The organism is Bordetella saccharivorans, from assembly GCF_045862855.1.
GTDB classification, from domain to species: Bacteria; Pseudomonadota; Gammaproteobacteria; order Burkholderiales; family Burkholderiaceae_B; genus Bordetella_A; species Bordetella_A petrii_F.
Window position 1 is genome coordinate 2,221,133 of sequence record NZ_BAAFZO010000001.1, and the last position, 20,069, is coordinate 2,241,201.

General features: G+C 69.3%; 20 protein-coding genes. 17 read left to right on the top strand and 3 right to left on the bottom strand.

Annotated elements, in window-relative coordinates; all coding sequences use genetic code 11:
- Positions 1-49: 49 nt before the first annotated feature.
- Positions 50-844 carry a crotonase/enoyl-CoA hydratase family protein gene (locus tag ACKTT0_RS10700; RefSeq protein WP_407849895.1) on the bottom strand — a complete coding sequence of 265 codons (795 nt, stop codon included), beginning with the start codon at positions 842-844 and terminating at the stop codon, positions 50-52.
- Between the two features lie 230 nt (positions 845-1,074).
- Between ACKTT0_RS10700 and ACKTT0_RS10705 the strand changes: the two genes are divergently transcribed.
- The 17 genes from ACKTT0_RS10705 to ACKTT0_RS10785 all read left to right on the top strand — a co-directional run bounded on the left by ACKTT0_RS10705 (position 1,075) and on the right by ACKTT0_RS10785 (position 16,669).
- Positions 1,075-2,298, top strand: coding sequence for a CaiB/BaiF CoA transferase family protein (locus tag ACKTT0_RS10705; RefSeq protein ID WP_407849896.1), 1,224 nt, complete (start codon positions 1,075-1,077; stop codon positions 2,296-2,298).
- 61 nt (positions 2,299-2,359) lie between these two features.
- Positions 2,360-3,331: a Bug family tripartite tricarboxylate transporter substrate binding protein gene (locus tag ACKTT0_RS10710; protein WP_407849898.1), complete on the top strand. Its 972-nt coding sequence runs from the start codon at positions 2,360-2,362 to the stop codon at positions 3,329-3,331.
- A 5-nt stretch (positions 3,332-3,336) separates the two neighbouring features.
- Positions 3,337-3,801 carry a MaoC family dehydratase gene (locus tag ACKTT0_RS10715; protein WP_407849899.1) on the top strand — a complete coding sequence of 155 codons (465 nt, stop codon included), beginning with the start codon at positions 3,337-3,339 and terminating at the stop codon, positions 3,799-3,801.
- 131 nt (positions 3,802-3,932) lie between these two features.
- Positions 3,933-4,730, top strand: coding sequence for an enoyl-CoA hydratase/isomerase family protein (locus tag ACKTT0_RS10720; protein WP_407849900.1), 798 nt, complete (start codon positions 3,933-3,935; stop codon positions 4,728-4,730).
- On the top strand, positions 4,727-5,131 hold the full coding sequence (locus ACKTT0_RS10725; RefSeq protein ID WP_407849901.1) for a Zn-ribbon domain-containing OB-fold protein: 405 nt from the start codon (positions 4,727-4,729) through the stop codon (positions 5,129-5,131). The genes ACKTT0_RS10720 and ACKTT0_RS10725 overlap by 4 nt, the downstream gene beginning before the upstream one ends.
- Positions 5,128-6,285 carry a thiolase gene (locus ACKTT0_RS10730; protein WP_407849902.1) on the top strand — a complete coding sequence of 386 codons (1,158 nt, stop codon included), beginning with the start codon at positions 5,128-5,130 and terminating at the stop codon, positions 6,283-6,285. The genes ACKTT0_RS10725 and ACKTT0_RS10730 overlap by 4 nt, the downstream gene beginning before the upstream one ends.
- A 17-nt stretch (positions 6,286-6,302) precedes the next feature.
- Positions 6,303-7,079: an SDR family NAD(P)-dependent oxidoreductase gene (locus tag ACKTT0_RS10735; RefSeq protein WP_407849903.1), complete on the top strand. Its 777-nt coding sequence runs from the start codon at positions 6,303-6,305 to the stop codon at positions 7,077-7,079.
- A gap of 2 nt (positions 7,080-7,081) precedes the next feature.
- Complete coding sequence (locus ACKTT0_RS10740; RefSeq protein WP_407849904.1) at positions 7,082-8,239, top strand: acyl-CoA dehydrogenase family protein; 1,158 nt, start codon at positions 7,082-7,084, stop codon at positions 8,237-8,239.
- A 19-nt stretch (positions 8,240-8,258) separates the two neighbouring features.
- Entirely contained in the window at positions 8,259-9,242 is a 984-nt protein-coding gene (locus tag ACKTT0_RS10745; RefSeq protein WP_407852413.1) for an acyl-CoA dehydrogenase family protein, read from the top strand.
- A 43-nt stretch (positions 9,243-9,285) separates the two neighbouring features.
- Positions 9,286-9,954 carry a 3-oxoacid CoA-transferase subunit A gene (locus ACKTT0_RS10750; RefSeq protein ID WP_407849905.1) on the top strand — a complete coding sequence of 223 codons (669 nt, stop codon included), beginning with the start codon at positions 9,286-9,288 and terminating at the stop codon, positions 9,952-9,954.
- A complete protein-coding gene (locus tag ACKTT0_RS10755; RefSeq protein WP_407849906.1) occupies positions 9,947-10,588 on the top strand; it encodes a 3-oxoacid CoA-transferase subunit B in 642 nt (213 codons plus the stop codon). Before ACKTT0_RS10750 ends, ACKTT0_RS10755 begins: the two co-directional genes overlap by 8 nt.
- A gap of 42 nt (positions 10,589-10,630) precedes the next feature.
- On the top strand, positions 10,631-11,584 hold the full coding sequence (locus ACKTT0_RS10760; protein ID WP_407849907.1) for a tripartite tricarboxylate transporter substrate binding protein: 954 nt from the start codon (positions 10,631-10,633) through the stop codon (positions 11,582-11,584).
- A 138-nt stretch (positions 11,585-11,722) separates the two neighbouring features.
- On the top strand, positions 11,723-12,694 hold the full coding sequence (locus ACKTT0_RS10765) for a LysR family transcriptional regulator (RefSeq protein ID WP_028355150.1): 972 nt from the start codon (positions 11,723-11,725) through the stop codon (positions 12,692-12,694).
- A gap of 22 nt (positions 12,695-12,716) precedes the next feature.
- Positions 12,717-13,718 (top strand): ABC transporter substrate-binding protein, encoded by a 1,002-nt coding sequence (locus ACKTT0_RS10770; protein ID WP_407849908.1) that lies wholly within the window; start codon positions 12,717-12,719, stop codon positions 13,716-13,718.
- Positions 13,719-13,775: 57 nt separating this feature from the next.
- Positions 13,776-14,546, top strand: coding sequence for an ABC transporter permease (locus tag ACKTT0_RS10775; RefSeq protein WP_028355148.1), 771 nt, complete (start codon positions 13,776-13,778; stop codon positions 14,544-14,546).
- Complete coding sequence (locus ACKTT0_RS10780; protein WP_407849909.1) at positions 14,534-15,325, top strand: ABC transporter ATP-binding protein; 792 nt, start codon at positions 14,534-14,536, stop codon at positions 15,323-15,325. The genes ACKTT0_RS10775 and ACKTT0_RS10780 overlap by 13 nt, the downstream gene beginning before the upstream one ends.
- Before the next feature lie 27 nt (positions 15,326-15,352).
- Positions 15,353-16,669, top strand: coding sequence for an NAD(P)/FAD-dependent oxidoreductase (locus ACKTT0_RS10785; RefSeq protein WP_407849910.1), 1,317 nt, complete (start codon positions 15,353-15,355; stop codon positions 16,667-16,669).
- Between the two features lie 20 nt (positions 16,670-16,689).
- On the opposite strand, the gene ACKTT0_RS10790 is transcribed toward ACKTT0_RS10785, so the two are convergent.
- Positions 16,690-18,057 (bottom strand): efflux transporter outer membrane subunit, encoded by a 1,368-nt coding sequence (locus tag ACKTT0_RS10790; RefSeq protein ID WP_407849911.1) that lies wholly within the window; start codon positions 18,055-18,057, stop codon positions 16,690-16,692.
- A gap of 14 nt (positions 18,058-18,071) precedes the next feature.
- Complete coding sequence (locus ACKTT0_RS10795) at positions 18,072-20,060, bottom strand: MacB family efflux pump subunit (protein ID WP_407849912.1); 1,989 nt, start codon at positions 20,058-20,060, stop codon at positions 18,072-18,074.
- Between the last annotated feature and the right edge of the window lie 9 nt (positions 20,061-20,069).

Sequence of the window (20,069 nt, forward strand, 5' to 3'; positions counted from 1 at the left end):
GGCGTCGCCCTTGCCGGCTGGCTTGGTTGGCACTGCCATGGCGTCGGCCTCAGTGGTCGAACCGGGGCGCGCGCTTTTCCAGGAACGCCGCTACCGCTTCGGCGTGTTCGGGCGTCTTGTGGGCCAGCGCCTGGTAGGCCGCCGAAAGCTCCAGCAGCGTGTCCAGCCGGGTATGCAAGGCCTCGCGCATGAGCCGCTTGGTCATGCGCATGGCCTGCGGCGGATGCACGGCGATGCGCTCGGCCAGCGCGCGCGCCGCGTCCATCAGTTCGTCGTGCGGCACCACGCGCGACACCAGCCCCCATTCCAGCGCGCGCTGGGCGTCGATTACCTCGGCGGTGAAGGCCAGTTCGGCGGCGCGCGCCATGCCCAGCAGGCGCGGCAACAGCCAGGCGCCGCCATCGCCCGGAATGATGCCGAGCTTGACGAAGCTCTCGGCGAACTTGGCCTTCTCGGACGCGATGCGCAGGTCGCACATGCAGGCCAGGTCCAGGCCGGCGCCCATGGCCGGGCCATTGACCGCGGCGATCACCGGCACTTCCAGGTTGAACAGCGCCAGCGGCAGCCGCTGGATGCCGGCGCGGTATTCGTCGCGGATGTGGGCGGGCCCGACCGACGGATCGGCCTGCCGCCGCATGGCCCGGATGTCGCCGCCGGCCGAGAAGGCCGGATCGGCGCCGGTGAGGATCACGGCGCGCACGCCCGGATCAGCCTCGATGCGGGCGATGGCGGTCACGAACTCGTCCACGGCGGTATTGCCCGTGAGCGGGTTGCGCGTCTCCGGCTGGTTCATGGTCAGCGTCACCACGTGGCCTTGCTGGGTATAGGAAAGGAAATCGCTCATGGAGAAGCCTCCAGGGGTCGACAGCATCTGCCGTGACTATCGTTTGGGTGGACTTGATATTCGCGTGGCCGCCCGGCTGCCTCAGCCCGAGCGCGGCATTGATCGTGCGAGTGTACGGGGCCCGCTATTTGATATGCAACGTATATCGAAATTCACACAAATAATATTGGACGCAGAAGAAGCCGCGACCCTAAGCTGAGCCCGAACGAATCACGGAGGCAGCGAGAAACATGAGCACGGCGCTTGGACACCTCAAGGTCCTGGACCTGACCCGCATCCTGGCAGGCCCCTGGGCGACCCAGAACCTGGCGGACCTGGGCGCCGAGGTGATCAAGGTCGAGCGTCCGCGCGTGGGCGACGACACGCGCGCCTGGGGGCCGCCGTTCCTCAAGGACGAAGCCGGCCGCGAGACCGCCGACTCGTCTTATTTCCTGGCGGCCAATCGCGGCAAGAAATCTATCACGGTCGACCTGGCGCACCCGGAGGGGCAGGCGCTGATCCGCGAACTGGCCGCCACGGCCGACGTCGTGGTCGAGAACTACAAGGTCGGCACCCTGGCGCGCTACGGCCTGGACTACGCCAGCCTGAAGGCGGTCAACCCGCGCCTGGTGTATTGCTCGATCACGGGCTTTGGCCAGGACGGCCCGTATGCCGCGCTGCCGGGCTACGACTTCGTGTTCCAGGGCATGGGCGGGCTGATGAGCATCACCGGGCAGCCCGAAGGCGCGCCGGGCGACGAGCCGATGAAAGTCGGCATCGCCATCAGCGACCTGCTGACCGGCATGTACGCCACCACCGCGATCCTGGCGGCGCTGGAGCACCGCCATGTGAGCGGGCACGGGCAATACATCGACATGTCGCTGCTCGACTGCGTGGTCGGCATCAGCTCGTACCAGGCGATCAACCATTTCCTGTCGGGCAAGGTGCCGCGCCGCATGGGCAACGCGCATTCGAACATGGTGCCGTACCAGGTCTTCCGCTGCAAAGAGGGCGACGTCATCGTGGCGGTCGGCAACGACGGCCAGTACCGCGCCTTCTGCAAGGTGATAGGGCGCGACGACCTGGCCGCGGACGAGCGCTATGCCACGCCCGGCCAGCGCAACCGCAATCGCGACACGCTGATCCCGGAGATCGCCGAGGCGATGCTGGCGCGCTCCATGCAGGAGTGGGTCGCCCTGATGGAGGCCGCCAACGTGCCGTGCGGGCCGATCTACAACATGCAGCAGGTGTTCGAGGACCCGCAGGTGCGGCATCGCGGCATGCGCCTGGCGCTGCCGCACGGGGCGGGCGTGCAGGCGCCGGCGGTGGCCAACCCCATACGCATGTCCGATACCCCCATCCAGTATGGCGGCTCCGCCCCGCTGCTGGGCGAACACACCGACAGCGTCCTGGCCGGGCAGCTTGGCCTGGCGCCGGAGCGGATCGCCGCGCTGCGCGCCGCCGGCGCGATCTGACGGCGCGGCGCCGTCGCGCGCCGGGCCGCTTTCTTTTCATAAAACAACAGGAGACAACACCATGCCGCGTCGTTCATTGTTCCATAGTGTCATCGCGCTCGCCCTGGCCGCCTGCTGCGGTGGCGCGCTGGCGCAGGCCCAGCCTTCTTCCATCCGCTACGTGGTGCCATACCCGGCCGGCGGCGCGGCCGACCAGATCACCCGCCTGGTGGCCCACGATGCCGCCGCCATCCTGGGCGTGCCGATCGTGATCGAGAACAAAGGCGGCGCGGCCGGCATGATCGCGGCCGAGACGGTCCTGCAGGCGCAGCCCGACGGCGCGACCTTCTTCGTCGGTTCCAATGCCCCGATCGTCATCAACCAGGCGATCTACAAGAAGATGTCGTACGACCCGGCCAAGGACTTCATCCCCGTGGCGGGCATGGGCAAGGCGCCGCTGCTGCTGGTGACCCGCAAGGACCTCGGCGCCGCCGACCTGCCGGCGCTGGTGGCGCTGGGCAAGCGGGAGGACGGCAAGCTGACCATGGGCTCGGCCAGCAGCGGCAACATCACCCACCTGGCGGGCGAGCACGCCGCCAGCCAGATGGGCTTCAAGGTGACCCACGTGCCGTTCAAGGGCAGCGCGCCGGCCATCACCAGCCTGATGGGCGGCAACATCGACATCATGTTCGACGCGCTGCCCTCGTGCATGGCCCAGGCCGAGGCGGGCCGCATCGTGCCGCTGGCCATCCTGGATGACCAGCGATTCCCGCAACTGGCGGACGTGCCCACCGCCCGCGAGCTGGGCTTCCCCGGGCTGGAGGCCGCCGCCTGGTTCGGCGTGATGGCGCGCGCCGGCACGCCGCAGCCGGCCATCGAGGCCATGAACCAGGCCATCAACCAGGCGCTGCGCCAGCCCGCGCTAGTCGAGAAACTGCGCCGCATCGGCGCCCAGCCCATGCCCGGTTCGCAGCAGCAGTTCGCGGGTTTCATCGATGCCGAGCGCAAGCAATGGATGCCATTGGCCAAGTCGTTGGGCGTGCAGGCGGACTGACGGCCATGGGAAAGACCAGCTTCGATTCCATTGCGGCCCTCAAGGCCTTCGTCGGCCGGCCGCCGGTGGTGGGGCGCCCCATCGTGGTCGACCAGGCCGCCATCGATACCTACGCCGAGGTGGTGCATGATCGGCAGTGGATCCACGTGGACCGCGCCCGCGCCGCGGCCGAGTCGCCGTTCGGCACCACGATTGCCCACGGCCTGCTCACGCTGTCGCTGATCACCGGCTGGTATCACCAGCTGTTCGAGTTCCCGGGCCGCAAGCTGGCGCTGAACTACGGTTTCGACAAGGTGCGCTTTCCGGCGCCGGTGCCCAGCGGCTCGCCCCTGGTGGGCAGCTTCCGGCTGGCCCGGGTCGACGACCTGGGCGATAACGAGGCGCGCTGCATGTGGCACGTGGACGTTCGCGTCGAAGGGGCCGAACGGCCCGCGATGGTGGCGGAATGGTTGATGCAGCTGCGTTATTGATGGCCCCGGGAGTGTCTGCGCCCTCCAATGCTCAGGTGTCTGACACCCTTTGCGGCAGCGCGGCAGTTTGGCGGCCGTCTCGCCAGGGTGTCAGACACCGATGAACCCGATCTGTCTATTTGAGAAACCCCATGTCCGTACTCGAACTTTCCCGCGTGGGCGCGTGCGCGGTGTTGACCATGAACCGGCCGGCTGCGCGCAATGCGCTGGACCTGGAACTGCGCGGCGCATTCGCCGCGACGTTGCCGGCCATCCGTGACGACGAGTCGGTGCGCGCGGTGGTGCTGGCCGGCGCCGGCGGGCACTTCTGCGCCGGCGGCGACATCCGCGCGATGGCGGCGGGGCAGGGCCGCACCGATGTCTTCGAGGGCCGCAACCGCATCCTCGGCATGCAGCGCTGGTTCGACGAACTGGTGGACCTGGAAAAGCCCGTCATTGCCGCCGTCGACGGCGTGGCCTACGGCGCCGGGCTGTCGCTGGCGCTGGCGGCGGACTTCGTGCTGGCCTCGCCGCGCGCCACTTTCTGCGCGGTGTTCGCCCGCATCGGCTACGTGCCGGACCTGGGCGGCATGTACTTGCTGCCGCGCGCGGTGGGCCTGGCGCGCGCCAAGGCGCTGGCCTTCTCCGCCCGCGTGGTCGATGCGCGCGAAGCGCTGCAGCTCGGCATTGTCCATGAGGTGGTCGAGCAGCAACCGGTGCTGGACGCCGCCATCGCGCTGGCCGCGCGCTTCGAGCAGGCGCCCGCGGGGGCGCTGGGCATCATGAAGTCGGTGATGAACCACGCCTTCGAGTCCGACCGCCGCACTGTCTACATGCAGGAAGCCATGGCGCAGTCGCTCTGCCGCGAAAGCGCCTTCCACCAGGAAGCGGCGCGCCGCTTCCTCTGCAAGCAACCCCCTTTGTACCAATGGCCACAGGAGCAACCATGACCGAGCACCCGCCTTCCGCATCCGGCCCGCTGCCGCAGCAGGAGTACTTCGCCCACCTGGCCGAGGGCCGCTTCATGATCCAGCGCTCGCGCGGCAGCGGCGAGTATGTGTTTTATCCGCGGGTGGCGGCGCCGCGCACCGGCGCGCTCGACCTGGAATGGGTGGCGGCGTCGGGCCGGGGCACGGTCTATGCCACCACCGTGATGCGCGTGCGGCCGCCGGCGGAACCGTACAACGTCTGCCTGGTCGAGCTGGCAGAAGGGCCGCGCATGATGAGCCGCGTGGAAGGCATTGCCCCGCAGGATGTGCGCGTCGGCATGGCGGTGCGCGCGCGCATCGCCCGCGACGCCGACGGCCAGCCGCTGGTGGTATTCGACCCGGTCAAACAGGAGCAGGCATGAACCAGGAGCATTTTCCGCGCGGCAAGACCGCTATCGTCAGTTCGGCCACCTACGGCATCGGCGAGGCCCCCGGCCTGTCGTCACTGGACCTGGCGGTGCGCGCCAGCGTGCAGGCGCTGGCCGGCGTGGGCCTGGCGCCGGCCGATGTCGACGGCCTGTTCATCGGCTTGCCGGACGATTACCTGTCGGGCCTGAGCTTCACGGAATACCTGGGCATCGCGCCGCGCCTGACCGACAACAACCGCACCGGCGGCTCGTCGTTCCTGACCCACGCCATCCACGCGGCACTGGCGCTCGAGGCGGGCCTGTGCGACGTGGCGCTGATCGCCTACGGCAGCAACCAGCGCAGCGCGGCGGGCAAGCTGGTCAGCTCGTTGCGCCCCTCGCCCTACGAAGGGCCCTACAAGCTGGCGCGGCCGCTGGGCGCCTACGCGCTGGCGGCCTCGCGCTACGCGGCCCAGTACGGGCTGAAGAAAGAACAGCTGGGCGCGGTGGCCCTGGCGGCGCGGCAATGGGCCCGCAAGAATCCCGACGCCTTCATGCGCGACCCGCTGACCATGGACGACTACCTGGCCTCGCGCCTGGTGTGCGACCCGTTCTCGGTGCGCGACTGCTGCCTGGTCACCGACGGCGCCGCCGCCGTGGTGATGGTGCGCGCCGAGCGCGCCCGCGACCTGGCGGCGCGTCCGGCCTATCTGCTGGGCGGGGCGGCGGCGGCCTGGCACAGGGACATCACCAACATGCCCGACCTGACCGTCACCGCCGCATCGCTGAGCGGCCCGCGCGCCATGGCGCAGGCGGGCGTGAGGCCGGCCGACTTCGATGTGGTCGAGCTGTACGACGCCTTCACGTTGAACACCATCCTGTTCCTCGAAGACCTGGGCTTTTGCGCCAAGGGAGAAGGCGCCGCGTTCGTCGAGGGCGGCCGCATCGCCCCGGGCGGGCAACTGCCGGTCAATACCAACGGCGGCGGACTGTCGTGCGTGCATCCCGGCATGTACGGGCTGTTCACCATGGTGGAAGCGGCCCAGCAACTCGCCGGCACGGCGGGCGAGCGGCAAGTGGCGGGCGCCCGGCTCGCCCTGGCCCACGGCAACGGCGGCGAGTTCTCCAGCCAGGCCACGCTCGTGCTGGGCGCCGAGGAAACGATCTGACCACGGAGCATACACAGATGCAGGACAAGCTTCTCACACTGGAAAACCGGCAAGTCATCGTGACCGGGGCCGGGCAGGGCATCGGACGGGCCCTGGCCACCGCCATCGCCGACCTGGGCGGCCGCGTGGTGGCGGTCGACCTGAACGCCGACGCGCTGGCCGGGCTGCGCGCCGCGCTCGGCGCGGAACGCTGCGTGACGCTGGCCGGCAACGTGGCCGACCCGGCCCTCGCACAGCAAGCCGTGGATGCCGGCGTGGCCGCCTTCGGCGAGGTCAACGCGCTGGTCAACAACGCCGGCGTCACCCGCACCGCGATGATCGACAAGATGTCGGCCGCCGACTGGCAGCAGGTCATCGACGTGCATCTGTCGGGCTCGTTCTTCTTCCTGCAGGCGCTGGGCCGGCACCTGCTGAGCCGTGCCAAGGCCGGCGGCGACGGCGCGGGCTCGATCGTCAACATCTCTTCCGACGCGGGCCGGCGCGGCACCATCGGGCAGATCAACTACGGCGCGGCCAAGGCCGGCGTGCTGGGCCTGACCATGTGCGCCGCGCGCGAATGGGCCCGCTACGGCATCCGGGTCAACACCGTGGGCTTCGGCGTGGTCGAGACGCCCATGACGGAGACCATCCGCGGCGAGAAATTCCGCGACACCTACCTGAGCCAGATCCCGCTGGGCCGCTGGGGCGAGGCCGACGAGGTGGCGCGTCCCGTCTGCTTCCTGCTCTCGGACGCGGCGTCCTACGTGACCGGGCAGCACCTGTCGGTCAATGGCGGCTACACCATCGGACTGTAATCGTGACTACTTTGATCGACCGCTTCGAGCTCGCCGCGTTGCCCCCTGCGGCGGAGGCATTCCGCCAGGATGTGCGGGCATTCCTGCGCGCCGAAATGCCGCCCCTGCCGGCCGACCAGCGGGCCCGTTCCTGGATGGGCTTCGACGCCGCCTTCAGCCGCAAGCTGGCGGCGCGCGGCTGGGTCGGCGTCACCTTGCCGCGCGCCTACGGCGGCGCCGAGATGGACGCGTTCTCGCGCTTTGTGCTGATCGAGGAACTGCTGTGCGCCGGCGCGCCGGTCTCGGCCCACTGGATCGCCGACCGCCAGAGCGGGCCCTTGATCCGCAAGTTCGGCAGCGAGGCGCAGCGCCGCTTCTACCTGCCGCGCATCTGCCGCGGCGAGGCGTTCTTCTGCATCGGCATGAGCGAACCGAACTCGGGTTCGGACCTGGCCAGCGTCGGCACGCGCGCCACGCCCCGCGCCGATGGGGGCTGGACGCTGGCGGGGCGCAAGATCTGGACGACCAATGCCCAGCATTGCCAGTACATGATCGCGCTGGTGCGCACTTCCGGCACGCCGCAGGACCGCAACCAGGGGCTGTCGCAGTTCATCATCGACCTGTCGCTGCCGGGCATAACGGTGCGCCCCATCACCGACCTGGCGGGCGATGCGCATTTCTCGGAAGTGTTCTTCGACGACGTGCAATTGTCCGAGGACGCGCTGATCGGCCGCGAGGGCGGCGGCTGGGAGCAGGTCACCGCCGAGCTGGCCTTCGAGCGCAGCGGGCCGGAGCGCATTTACTCCAGCATCGTGCTGCTGGACCGCTGGATCGAATGGCTGCGCGGCCGGGGCGAGACCGCCCTGGCGCCGGCGGTCGGCCGCTACGCCACTCACCTGGCGGCGCTGCGCAACCTGTCGCTGTCGGTCACGGCGCGGCTGGCCGCCGGCGAGAGCCCGGCGGTCGAGGCCGCGCTGGTCAAGGACCTGGGCACCACCTTCGAGCAAGAGATACCGTCCGCCATCGAGGCAGCGCTGGGCGCGGACCCGGGCGCCGATATCGATGGCGAGCTGTTGCGCACCTGCGCCTACGTGAACCAGGTGTGTCCCACTTACTCGCTGCGGGGCGGCACGCGCGAGATCCTGCGCGGCATGATCGCCCGCGGCCTGGGCCTGCGTTGAAGGCGGGAGCATGACTGCAATGTATAGCGAAGCTTTTGAAGACCTCCTGGAAGGCCAGTGCGGGCCGGCCGTGGTGCGCGCCATCGATGCCGGCGGCGCGCACGACGCGCTGTGGCGCCAGATCGGGCAGTCCGGGTTCCTGGAATTGATGGCGCCCGAAGACGCCGGCGGCGCCGGCGCGGACCTGGCCGACGCCCTGCCGCTGTTCATGGCCCTGGGCGCCCATGCCGTGCCGTTGCCGGTGGGACAGGCGATGGCGCTGCGCACCTTGCTGCCCGCCGGCATGGCGGCGCCGGACGGCCTGCCCACTTTCGCGCCCTGCCTCGCCGAGACCGCCGACGGCGCGCTGGCGGCGCCGCGCGTGCCGCATGGCATGCGCGCCGGCCTGGTGCTGGCTGAACTGGACGGCGCGCTATGGATGCTGGACGCAGGCGCCGCGCAACGCCGCGGTTGTGGCCTGCATGGCGAATCCACCGCCGATCTGCGCTGGGAGGCCGGCGCGCGCGGGCAAGCCGCCCGGCGGCTGGGCGCGGCCGGCCGGCTGGCGGCCTGGGGTGCGGCGCTGCACGCCGCGCTGCTGGCGGGCGCGATGACCCGCTGTTTCGAACTGACCCTGCAGTACGGCAACGACCGCACCCAGTTCGGGCGTTCCATTGGCAAGTTCCAGGCCATCCAGCATCAACTGGCGGTGATGGCCGAGCACGTCGCCGCCGCGCGCATGGCCACGGCGGCCGCGTTCCGCGCCGGCGCGATACAGCCCGGCCTGCTGCCCGCCGCCATCGCCAAGGCGCGCGCCAGCGAGGCCGCGGCCCTGGTCGCGGCGACCGCCCATGCGGTGCATGGCGCCATCGGCATCACTGAAGAGTACGACCTGCAGCTCTATACGCGCCGCCTGCATGCCTGGCGGCTGGCGCACGGGTCCGAGGCGCATTGGCACGGCGTGGTGGGCGCGGCCCTGCTGGACAGCCGCGCGGGCGCCGCCGAGTTCGTGCGCGCGTTGTGAGCGCGGGTGGGCCGGCCATTTCAACCTGGAGCAGGGGAGGACGATGCTGCACAAGACATATGAATCCGCCGACGAGGCGGTGAGCGTGGTGAAGAGCGGCGCGACCATCCTGGTCAGCGGGTTCGGCGATATCGGGCTGCCGTTCGGGCTGCTGCACGCGCTGGCGCGCACCGCCGTCAAGGACCTCACCATCGTCTCGAACAACGCGGGGACGGGCGAGCTGGGATTGTCGCGGCTGTTCAAGAATGGCCAGGTTTCCCGGCTGATCGCGTCTTTTCCCTCGCAGCCGGATTCGCACCATTACTTCGCCGCCCACCAGGCCGGCCAGGTAGAGGTCGAACTGGTCCCGCAAGGCACCCTGGCCGAGCGCATCCGCGCCGGCGGCGCGGGCCTGGCGGGCTTCTTCACGCCGACCGGCTACGGTACCGAGCTGGCCCAGGGCAAGGAATGCCGGACCATCGATGGCCGGGGCTACGTATACGAGGAGGCGCTGGTGGGGGATTTTGCCTTCATCAAGGCGGATATCGCCGATGGCTACGGCAACCTGCGGTACCGGCTCGCCAGCCGCAATTTCAATCCCATCATGGCCATGGCGGCGCGCACGACGATCGCCCAGGTCAAGCGGATGGTGCCGGTCGGCGCTATCGATCCCGACGATGTCCACACGCCGGGCGTCTATATCGACAGGATGGTGGAGGTGGTAGATGAATAAGGGCTGGTCGGACGATGAGCTGGCGCGCCGGGTGGCCGCGGACCTGCCGCCATGGTCGGTGGTCAACCTGGGCATTGGCCTGCCCGTGCTGGTGGCGAACCACATTCCTGCAGGCAAGACCATCTTCTTTCATTCCGAGAACGGCATCATCGGCCTGGGCGCGGCGCCGGAACCCGGGCATGCGGACCCGGATGTGGTGAACGCCGCCAAGAAGCACGCCACCCTCATCCCGGGCGCTGCCATCGTGCATCACGCGGATTCGTTTTCGCTGATCCGCGGCGGACGGCTGGATTATTCCATCCTGGGCGGCCTGCAAGTGGCGCCCAATGGCGATATCGCCAACTGGAAAGTGCCGGGCCAGAAAGGCGGGGGCGGCGTGGGGGGCGCGATGGACCTAGCCGTGGGCGCGCGCAACGTCCTGGTCATGATGCGCCACCAGGACAAGGCCGGCGCCTCGAAGCTGGTCACGTCCTGCACATTTCCGCTGACGGCGGTCAATACCGTGACGCGTGTCTATACCGAGCTGGGCGTATTCGAGTGCGCGGGGGATGCCTTCGTCGTGCGCGATTGCGCGCCCGGCATCGGCCGCGACGAGCTGGCGCAGAGGACCGATGCCGCGCTGCGGTTCCCGTAGCGGCGCGCCGGCGGCCATATAAAAAACCAAGGAGACACCATCATGATCAGAACCCTGTGCCTGGCCTTGTGCCTGTTTTCCGCGGCGGCCTGCGCGGCGCCGTTTCCCAGCAAGCCCATCAACCTGATCGTGCCCTATCCGCCGGGCGGCGCGGTCGACCCGATCGCGCGCCTGTACGCCGAGAAGATCTCGCAGAACTGGGGCGTGCCGGTCATTGTCCTGAACCGCCCGGGCGCGGGCACCACGATCGGCCTGAACCAGGCGGCCAAGGCCGAGCCGGACGGCTATACCGTCGTGCTGGCCACCGCCAGCATCACCAGCAACGCGCCGCTGTACCGGTCCCTGCCGTACGACACGCTGAAGGATTTCACCTATCTCAGCATGGCCGGCATGATCCCGCTCGCCATCACGGCCAATCCGCGCACGCCCGTGAACAGCCTGGACGAGCTGGTCGACCGGCTCAAGCGGCAACCCGGTTCGCTGACCTACTCGTCCTCGGGCAACGGCACGATCATCCACCTGGGCGGCGAGCTGTTCAAATCGCTCGCCGGCGTCGACATGGTGCATGTGCCCTACAAGGGCAGCGGGCCGTCGGTCATGGCGGGCGTGGCGGGCGAGGTCGACCTGACATTCGACTCGGTTTTCCTGATAAACCCGCAAGTGCAGGCCGGCAAGCTCAAGTACATTGCGGTGGCCAGCGCCAAGCGGCTGAAATCCCTGCCGGACGTGCCCGCCATCAGTGAAAAGTACCCCGGGTACTTCGTGACCTCGTGGGTCGGGTTCATGGGGCCGGCCGGCATACCGCAGGACATCGCCGATGCCTGGGCCAAGGAAATCGCGCGGGTCGCGGCCCTGCCGGATGTCAGCGACCGGCTGGCGTCCCTGGGCGTCGAATCCGTTTCCAGCACGCCGCGGGAGTTTGCCGCTTTCGTGGAAAGCGAAATCCGCAAATGGGAAAAGGTGGTCCGCGATGCGCGGATTCCGCCGGTGCAGTAGGCCGCCGCATGCGCGCCGGCCTGGCCAGTCATCCCGGATGTCCAATGTCAATTTATATTCACTATAAGAATAGCTTAACTTAGTCTGATTTCTCGCCTAGATTCACGTGGTTTCTTAGTATTTCCGATAGGAGACCACATGGGCGCGCTGAAGAACGATTCCAGCCTGGATATACGCATGCTGCGCATATTCGCCGCGGTGGCGGCGGCCGACAGCCTGTCGGCCGCCGCCACCGCCCTGAATGTGACGCAGTCGGCGGTATCGCAAGCCGTCACGCAGATCGAGCACATCCTCGGCATGCGGGTGCTCGACCGCAGTTGCCGGCCCTACAAGCTGACGCCGGCGGGCGTCGCGCTGCAACGGCATTCCCGCCAGATCGTCGACGACGTCGACCGCCTGATCGCCCAGGTGCGCGAAGCCGACCTCATGAACCGGCCGGCTATCCGCATCGGCATGATCGATTCGTTCGCCGCCACCACCGGCCCCGCCATCGTCAAGCGGCTGACCCAGAGCGCCAGCCAGGTGCTGGTGTGGTCCGGCCTGGCCTATGGCCATGCGCAGGCGCTACTGAACCGCCAGGTCGACATCATCGTCACCACCGACGCGCTGGAAGACGTGGACGGCCTGGCGCGCCGACCGATCCTGAGCGAGCCCTTCGTGCTGGTGGTGCCGGCGGCGCGCGCGGACGCCTTCGCGGCCATGGACCTGCGCCAGCTGGCGCAGGCGGCGCCGCTGATCCGCTTCAGCGGCCGCTCGCACTTCGGCGCCATGATCGAGCGCCACCTGCGCCGCTGCGGCGTCAGCGCGCCGCCGTACCTGGAGATCGACACCAGCGACGTGGTCATGGCGATGATCGCCGCCAACCTGGGCTGGGCCCTGGCCACGCCGCTGTGCCTGCTGCAGGGGCGCGCATGGCTGGACCAGGTGGCCGTGCTGCCGCTGCCGGGACCCGGGCTGGCGCGCACCCTGCACCAGGTGTCGCGCCACCAGGAATTCGAGGAAATGGCCGAGATGTGCTGGCAATTCAGCCGCAGCGCCCTGCAGGCCGAGATATTCCCGCAGATGACGGCCCGGCTGCCATGGCTGGGCCGGCAGATGCGGCTTTGTTGAAAGCAACGATAAGGAGAGGAGCATGGGCACAACCAGAAGACAACTCATCAAGGGCATGGCGCTGGGCGCCGCGGCGTTGGCGCTGCCGATGGCCGGCCGGGCCCTGGCGGCCGACGCACAGGCCGTGCGCTACGGCGGCTCGGCCTGGCTGGGCCACTACCCCGCCTGGCTGGCCATCAAGGCGGGCTATTTCAAGGAACAGGGCCTGGAGGTGGGCTGGGAATCGTTCGGCACCACCTCGGCGCGCGTCAGCGCGCTGTTGTCGGGCAATATCGACATGGCAGTGACCGCGGCGCCGGCGGCGCTGGCCGTGATGTCGCGCGGCTCGCGCCATTTCGCCATCATCGGCGTGCCGGAGAACTTCGGCCGGGTCGAGGGCCTGATCGTGCGCGAGAGCGTGCAGCAGCTGGCCGACCTGAAGGGCAAGAAGATCGGCGTCACCTTCGCCTCCAGCGCGCACCTGCTGGTGCTGAACCTGCTGGACCAGGCTGGCCTCAAGCCGGACCGCGACGTTACCGTGCTGAACGTGCCGGCGCCCGAAATGCCGGCCGCCTTCCAGTCGGGGCAGATCGACGCCGCCGCGGCCTGGACGCCGCAATTCAACGCCATCAAGGCCATGCCGGGCGTGAAAGTGCTGGCCGATGACACGGGTTTCGCGCTGTACAAGGCCTATGGCGTGACCCCGGGGCCCGACGTGCTGGTGGCGCGCCGCGCCTTCCTGGATGAACATCCCGAGGCGGTCAAGCGTTTCCTGAAGGCGTATTTCCGCGCCAACGAGCAGCTCAAGTCGAAGCCCGACAGCGCCGTGCCGGCGCTGGCCGAGCTGACCAAGTTGACGCCGGCCGAGCAGCTCGAGATGGTCAAGGGCGCGGACTGGTACAGCGCCGCCGAGCAGAGCCAGTTGCTGGGCGCCGGCAGCAAGTACATCGACGGCCTGCAGAAGCTGGCCGAGATGATGGTGCAGTACGGCCAGATCGACAAGGCGCCGCCCGTGCGCGAGTGGATCGACCCCGCCTACCTGTAAGCCCGCCCGCACCGACGGCGGGCCCGCGCCCGCCGTGCTCTCGTCTGGAATTCAAGCATGAATGCACAACCTCATCGGCGCCGCCCGGACCTGATGCTGATCAGCAGCGTGTCCGTGATCGTGCTGCTGCTCTTCTGGGAAATGGTCTGCCGCCTGCAGTGGGTGGACCCGCTGTTCCTGCCGCCGCCGTCGGCGGTGTTCGCGCGCATGGCCGCCATGTGGGGCCAGGACGCGCTGTTCGGCCACATCCTGGCCTCGGCCCGCCGCGTGATGGTGGGCTTTGCCGCCGCGACCGCGCTGGCCATCCCGCTGGGCATCTTCCTGGGCACCTCGCAGCGCGCGCGGGCGGCCTTCGACCCGATCCTGTCCTTCTTGCGGCCGCTGCCTTCCATGAGCTGGATCCCGCTGTCGCTGCTGTGGTTCGGCATCACCGAAACCCAGAAGTACAGCATCGTGTTCATGGGCACCTTCGCGCCAGCGCTGCTGTATGTGATCGAGGCCACCCGCAACATCGACCCGCTGCTGATCCGCGCCGCCCGCAACCTGGGCGCCAGCAGTTCGCAGGTCATGCGCTCGGTGATCCTGCCGGCCAGCCTGCCGCAGATCTTCAGCGGCTTCAAGGTGATCCTCGGCCTGTCGTGGACCTGCGTCATCTCGGCCGAGCTGGTGGCGGCCAAGGAAGGCCTGGGCTTTCTCATCATGAACGGCAAGGAATTCTTCCAGACCGACACCGTCGTGCTGGGCATGGCGCTGATCAGCGTCACGGTGCTGGTCACCGACGTGGTGTTCCGGGTCATTGAAAACAGGGTGCTGGCATGGTCGCGATGAATGACTCCATGATCTCCATCGAGGGCGTTTCCAAGGCCTTCGGATCCTTCAAGGCGCTGGACGGCGTGGATCTGCAGATCCCGCGCGGCGAGTTCCTGGTGGTGCTGGGCGCATCGGGCTGCGGCAAGTCGACGCTGCTCAACCTGATCACCGGCTTCGAGCGGCCCAGCGCCGGGCGCATCGTCGTCAATGGGCGCGAGGTGCGCGACGTCGATCCGCATTGCGGCATGGTGTTCCAGCAGTACGCGCTGTTCCCCTGGCTGACGGTGGCCGAGAACGTGGCGTTCGGCCTGAAGATGAAGGGCGTCGGCGCCGCCGAGCGCCGCGCCACGGCGCAGAAGTTCATCGAGATGGTCGGCCTGAAGGGCTTCGAGGACGCCTATCCCAAGGCGCTGTCGGGCGGCATGCGCCAGCGCGTGTCGATCGCCCGCGTGCTGGCCAACGACCCGGATGTCATCCTGCTGGACGAACCCTTCGCCGCGCTGGACGCCATGACGCGCCAGGTGCTGCAGGAGGAGTTGACCCGCATCTACGAGCAGAGCGGCAAGACTATCGTCTTCATCACGCATTCCATCGACGAGGCGCTGCTGCTGTCGACCCGCATGGTCATCATGAGCGCGCGGCCGGGTCGCGTGGCCTGCGACCTGGCCAACGACTTGCCGTACCCGCGCAATGCCAGCGTGCAGCTGTCGCCGCGCTACATCGAACTGAAGTCGCAGATCTGGGACACCGTGCAGGGCGAAGTCATGCGCAGCCTGCAGGCCCGTGCCGACCAATGATTTGTTCAACGCCACATCGCATCCATCATGTCTTCCCCCACAGGGCAATCGCGGACTTACCCCATCTACCAGAGCGGCTCCGGCTGGAATGCCATGCTGCCGCCGCGCGCGGCGCGCAGCGCGGCGCCGCCTGAGCGCCGCGTCAAGTACCTGGTCGTCGGCGCCGGGTATACGGGCCTTGCGGCGGCGCGGCGCATCGCCGAGTTGCGCCCGCAGGACCGCGTGCTGGTGGTCGACGCCACCGTCGCGGGCGAGGGCTCGGCCGGCCGCAATTCCGGCTTCCTGATCAACTTGCCGCACAACACGCGCATGAGCGGGCACCACAGCCCGCTGCAGGTCGCCCGCAAGCAGATCGCCATGTTCCAGGCCGGCCTCGACTGGCTGGCGCAGCTGTCGCGGCAGGGCGGGTTCGATTGCGGCTGGGACGTGGCCGGCAAGTATCACGCGGCGGCCACGCCGGGCGGCGAGCGCAACCTGCGCGCGGCGCTGGCGCAATACCGCGACTGGGGCGTCGACTACGCCGAGCTTGACCGCGACGCGCTGCGGGCTGCCCTGGGGACCGGCTATTACCGGTTCGGCTACCACTCCATGAACAACGTGTTCGTGCAGCCCGCCGCGCTGATCCGCGGCCTGGCCGATACGCTGCCGGAGAACGTCTGGCTGATGGAAGACAACCCCGTGCTGTCGATCGCCGGCGCGGGGCCGTATCGCGTCGGCACGCGCGCCGGCGAGTACGTGGCGGACAACGTCATCCTGGCCAACAACGCCTTCGCCCGGCGCCTCGGCTTCCTGCGCAGCCGGCTGATCACCATCTATACCTATGCCGGCGTCACGCCGGTGCTGGACCCGGCCCGCCAGGCGCAGCTGGGCCAACGGGACCAATGGGGCGTCATCCCGGCCAACCGGCTGGGCACCACGCTGCGGCGCATCCGCGGCGGGCGCTTCATGGTGCGCAGCGCCTATTCGTACGAGGCCGAGCAGCCGATGGTGCGGGTGGCGCAGATGCTGCGCGCCGCGTTCGAGCGCCGCTATCCGGACCTGGGCGCCTACGACTTCGAGTACGTGTGGAGCGGCTCCACCGCGTTGACCCGCAACGGCGCCTCGTTCGTCGGCCAGGTGCGGCCGGGCCTGTATGCCTCGGTCGGCTGCAACGGCGCGGGCGTGATCAAGGGCACCATCTACGGCAAGCTGCTGGGAGAGCTGGTGGCCGGCCAGCGCAGTTCCATGCTGGACGACCTGGCCGCCTTCGAGAAACCCAACTGGCTGCCGCCCGACCCGCTGCGCCGCCTGGGCGTGCTGGGCGCCATCGCCCTGCAGGCGCGCAAGGCGGGGCTGGAACGCTAGGCGCGGGCAGCGGCGGCGCCTTAGCCGGTGTCGCCGCCCAGCGCCTGGTAGAGGGTCGCCTGGTTGATCAGCCGGTCGAGCGTGTTCTGGTCCAGCTCGATCTCGGCGGTGCGGCGCTTTTCCTGCGCGTCGAGCCAGAAGCGCAGCGACACCGCGCCGCTGCGGTAGCGCACCTCGTACAGGTCCTCGGCCTGTCGCGCCGCGGCCAGCGACTGCCGCAGCAGCTCGCCCTGCGAGGCCAGCTGGGTGCGGTCCGACAGTGCGTTCTCCACGTCGGCCATGGCCTGGTACAGCGCCTGGCGGAACTCCACCACGCGCAGCGCGTACTCGGTTTCGGAAACGCGGATGTTCAGCCGCATCTGGTTCCAATTGAGGAACGGCAGCGTCAGCCCGGCCCCCAGCGTGGCCACCGGGTTCTGCAGCAGGCTGCTCAGCGCCGTGCTGGTGCCGCCCAGCGCGCCGGTGAGCGTCAGCGGCGGATAGAAACTGGCGCGCGTGGCGTCGGTCTGCGCCAGGGCTTGGCGCAGCCGCAGTTCGGCCGCGCGCAGATCGGGCCGGCGCGCCAGCAGGTCGGCCGGCACGCCGGCCGGCACCGTCGGCAGGGTCGTGGGCGGCAGGCGGAGCGGATCCGCCATGATGCGGTCCGGCGGGCCGTCGAACAGAATGGCGAGCGCATTGAGGTTTTCCACGCGCTGCTGCGCCATTTCGGTGCGGGCGGCCTGCTGGGCGGCCAGGTTCTGGCGCGCCTCGGCCACTTCGAGCCCCGAGGCGCCGCCCGCGTCGTACTGCGCCTGCACCAGTTCGAGCGTGCGCCGCGCATAGGCAATGCTCTGGTCCGCGCTGGCCAGCCGCTGGTTGATGAAGGCGATGCGCCAATACAGGGTGGCGGTGGTGCCAACCAGCGACAGCGCCGCGCTGGCGCGGTCCTGCTCGGTGGCGGCCGCCTCCCATTCCGCCGCGTCGCGCTGCGCTTGCAGGCGGTCCCACAGGTCGAGCTCGTAGCTCACCGACAGGCTGGCGCTATTGCTGCGCACGATCGTCTGGTCGCGGCGCAGGTCGCGCTGGCGGCTCAGGTCGACGTTGCCGCCCAGGGTGGGGAACTGGTCGGAGCGCGCCAGGCCTGCCTGCAACTGGGCCTGGCGCACCCGCAGGGCGGCGGCGGCCAGGTCGTTGTTGCGCTCGAGCGCCAGGTCGATCAGGCGCGTCAGCGTGGGGTCGTCGAAGTTGCGCCACCAGACGCCGCCGGCCGCGGCCGCGTCGCGCGCCGTGGCGTGCGTCCAGGCCGGCGGGTTCCGCACAGCCGGGCGTTCGTACGAAGTGCGCATCAGGCCGCAGCCAGCCAGCGCCAGCGGCACGGCCAGCAGGCACCAGAGGACGGGGCGGGGCATGGAGGACAGGTTATTCATTCTCTGGCCAGGGATTCGACCGGGTCTAGGCGGGCGGCATTGCGCGCCGGCAGGTAACCGAAGCCCACGCCGATCAACGTGGAGCAGACAAAGGCGGCCACCATGGAGGCGCCGGAATAAATCAGGTGGAAGCTGCCGCCGGACGCCTGCGCCACCACCACGCCCAGGCCCAGCGACAGCAGGATGCCCAGCATGCCGCCGATCAGGCAGACCAGCACCGCCTCGATCAGGAATTGCTGCATGATGTCGCTGCGGCGCGCCCCCACCGCCATGCGTACCCCGATCTCGCGGGTGCGCTCCGTGACCGACACCAGCATGATGTTCATCACGCCGATGCCGCCCACCACCAGCGAAATGATGGCAATGGCCGACACCAGCAGCGTCATGGTGGCGGTGGTGCGCTCGATGGTCTGGCGGATGGTGTCGGTATTGAAGACGAAGAAGTCCTTGGTGCCGTGGCGCTGCAGCATGAGGCGCGTGATGGCCTGCTCGGCGGCCTTGGTGGGCACGGTGTCGCTGACCCGCACCGTGATGCTGCGCAGGTGCTGCTGGCCCAGCACGCGGCTGAGCGCGGTGGTGTAGGGAATCCAGACATTGAGCGTCTGGCCGTCGCCGAACATGCTTTCCTTGCGCTCCGTCACGCCGATGACGCGCGCCGGCACCGTACCCAGGAAAATCACTTGCCCGACCGGGTCGGTGTGGTTGCCGAACAGCGTCTTGCGGGTGTTGTCGTCGATCACCACTTCCTGGGCGCGCCGGGTCACCGCCTCGCCGTCGAAGAACTGGCCTTGCGCCAGCTTCAGCCCGCGCACGCGGAAGAACTGCTCGCCCACGCCCTGGATCGAGCCGTTGACCGACACGTTCCGATAGCGCAGCGAAGCCGTGGTCGATGCCACCGGGGTGACGCTATCGACGTAGGCCTGGCGCGCCAGGGCGTCCGCGTCGGCCGGCACCAGCGTGCGGATGGTGGCGGCTTTCTCGTCGCCGAAGTCCTTGCCCGGGTAGATGTCCACCGTATTGGTGCCGATCTCGCTGATGTCGGCCAGGATCTTCTGCCGCGAGCCTTCGCCCAAGGCCACCACCGACACTACCGCGGCAATGCCGATCACGATGCCCAGCATGGTCAGGAAGGTGCGCAGCCGGTGCGCGTTCATGGCCAGCAGCGCCATGTGCAGCGACTCGTTGGCCCGTTCCAGCAGGGCCTGCCACGGGCGCGTGCGTTCGCGCGGCGCTTCGGCGCGCACCGGGTCGCCGGGCGCCGCCGGCGGCGCCGGCGGCACCTCGGCGTGGCGGCGGTCGGACACGATCCGGCCGTCGCTGATCTCGATGATGCGGCGCGCGTGCTGCGCCACGTTCATGTCGTGGGTGACGATCACCACGGTGTGGCCGGCGCCGTTGAGCTCCTCCAGGATGCGCAGCACCTCCTGGCCGGTCTGGGTGTCCAGCGCGCCGGTCGGCTCGTCGGCGAGAATGATGCGCCCGCCGTTCATCAGCGCGCGCGCGATACTTACGCGCTGCTGCTGGCCGCCGGACAACTGGCCGGGCCGGTAATCCAGCCGGTGGTCCAGCCCCAGCCGGCGCAGCAGCGCCTGGGCCCGCGCGCGCCGCGCGCCGCGGGCGGTGCCGGCATAGATCGCCGGCATTTCCACATTGCCCTGCGCGGTCAGGTCGGCCAGCAGGTGATAGCGCTGGAAGATGAAGCCGAAATGCTCGCGCCGCAGTTCGGCCAGCTCGTCCGGGTCCATCGAGTCCGTGGAGCGGCCGTCCACTTCGTACACGCCGCGGCTGGGCCGGTCCAGGCAGCCCAGGATATTCATCAGGGTGGACTTGCCCGAGCCCGACGCGCCCACGATGGCCACCATTTCGCCGGCCTCGATCCGCAGGTTGACGTCGCGCAGCACCGCCACGGTCTGGTCGCCGGCGGCGAACTCGCGCCAGACGCCGTTCAGGCTGATGAGCGGTCGGCTGTCCGCGGGCACCGGCATGACCTGCTC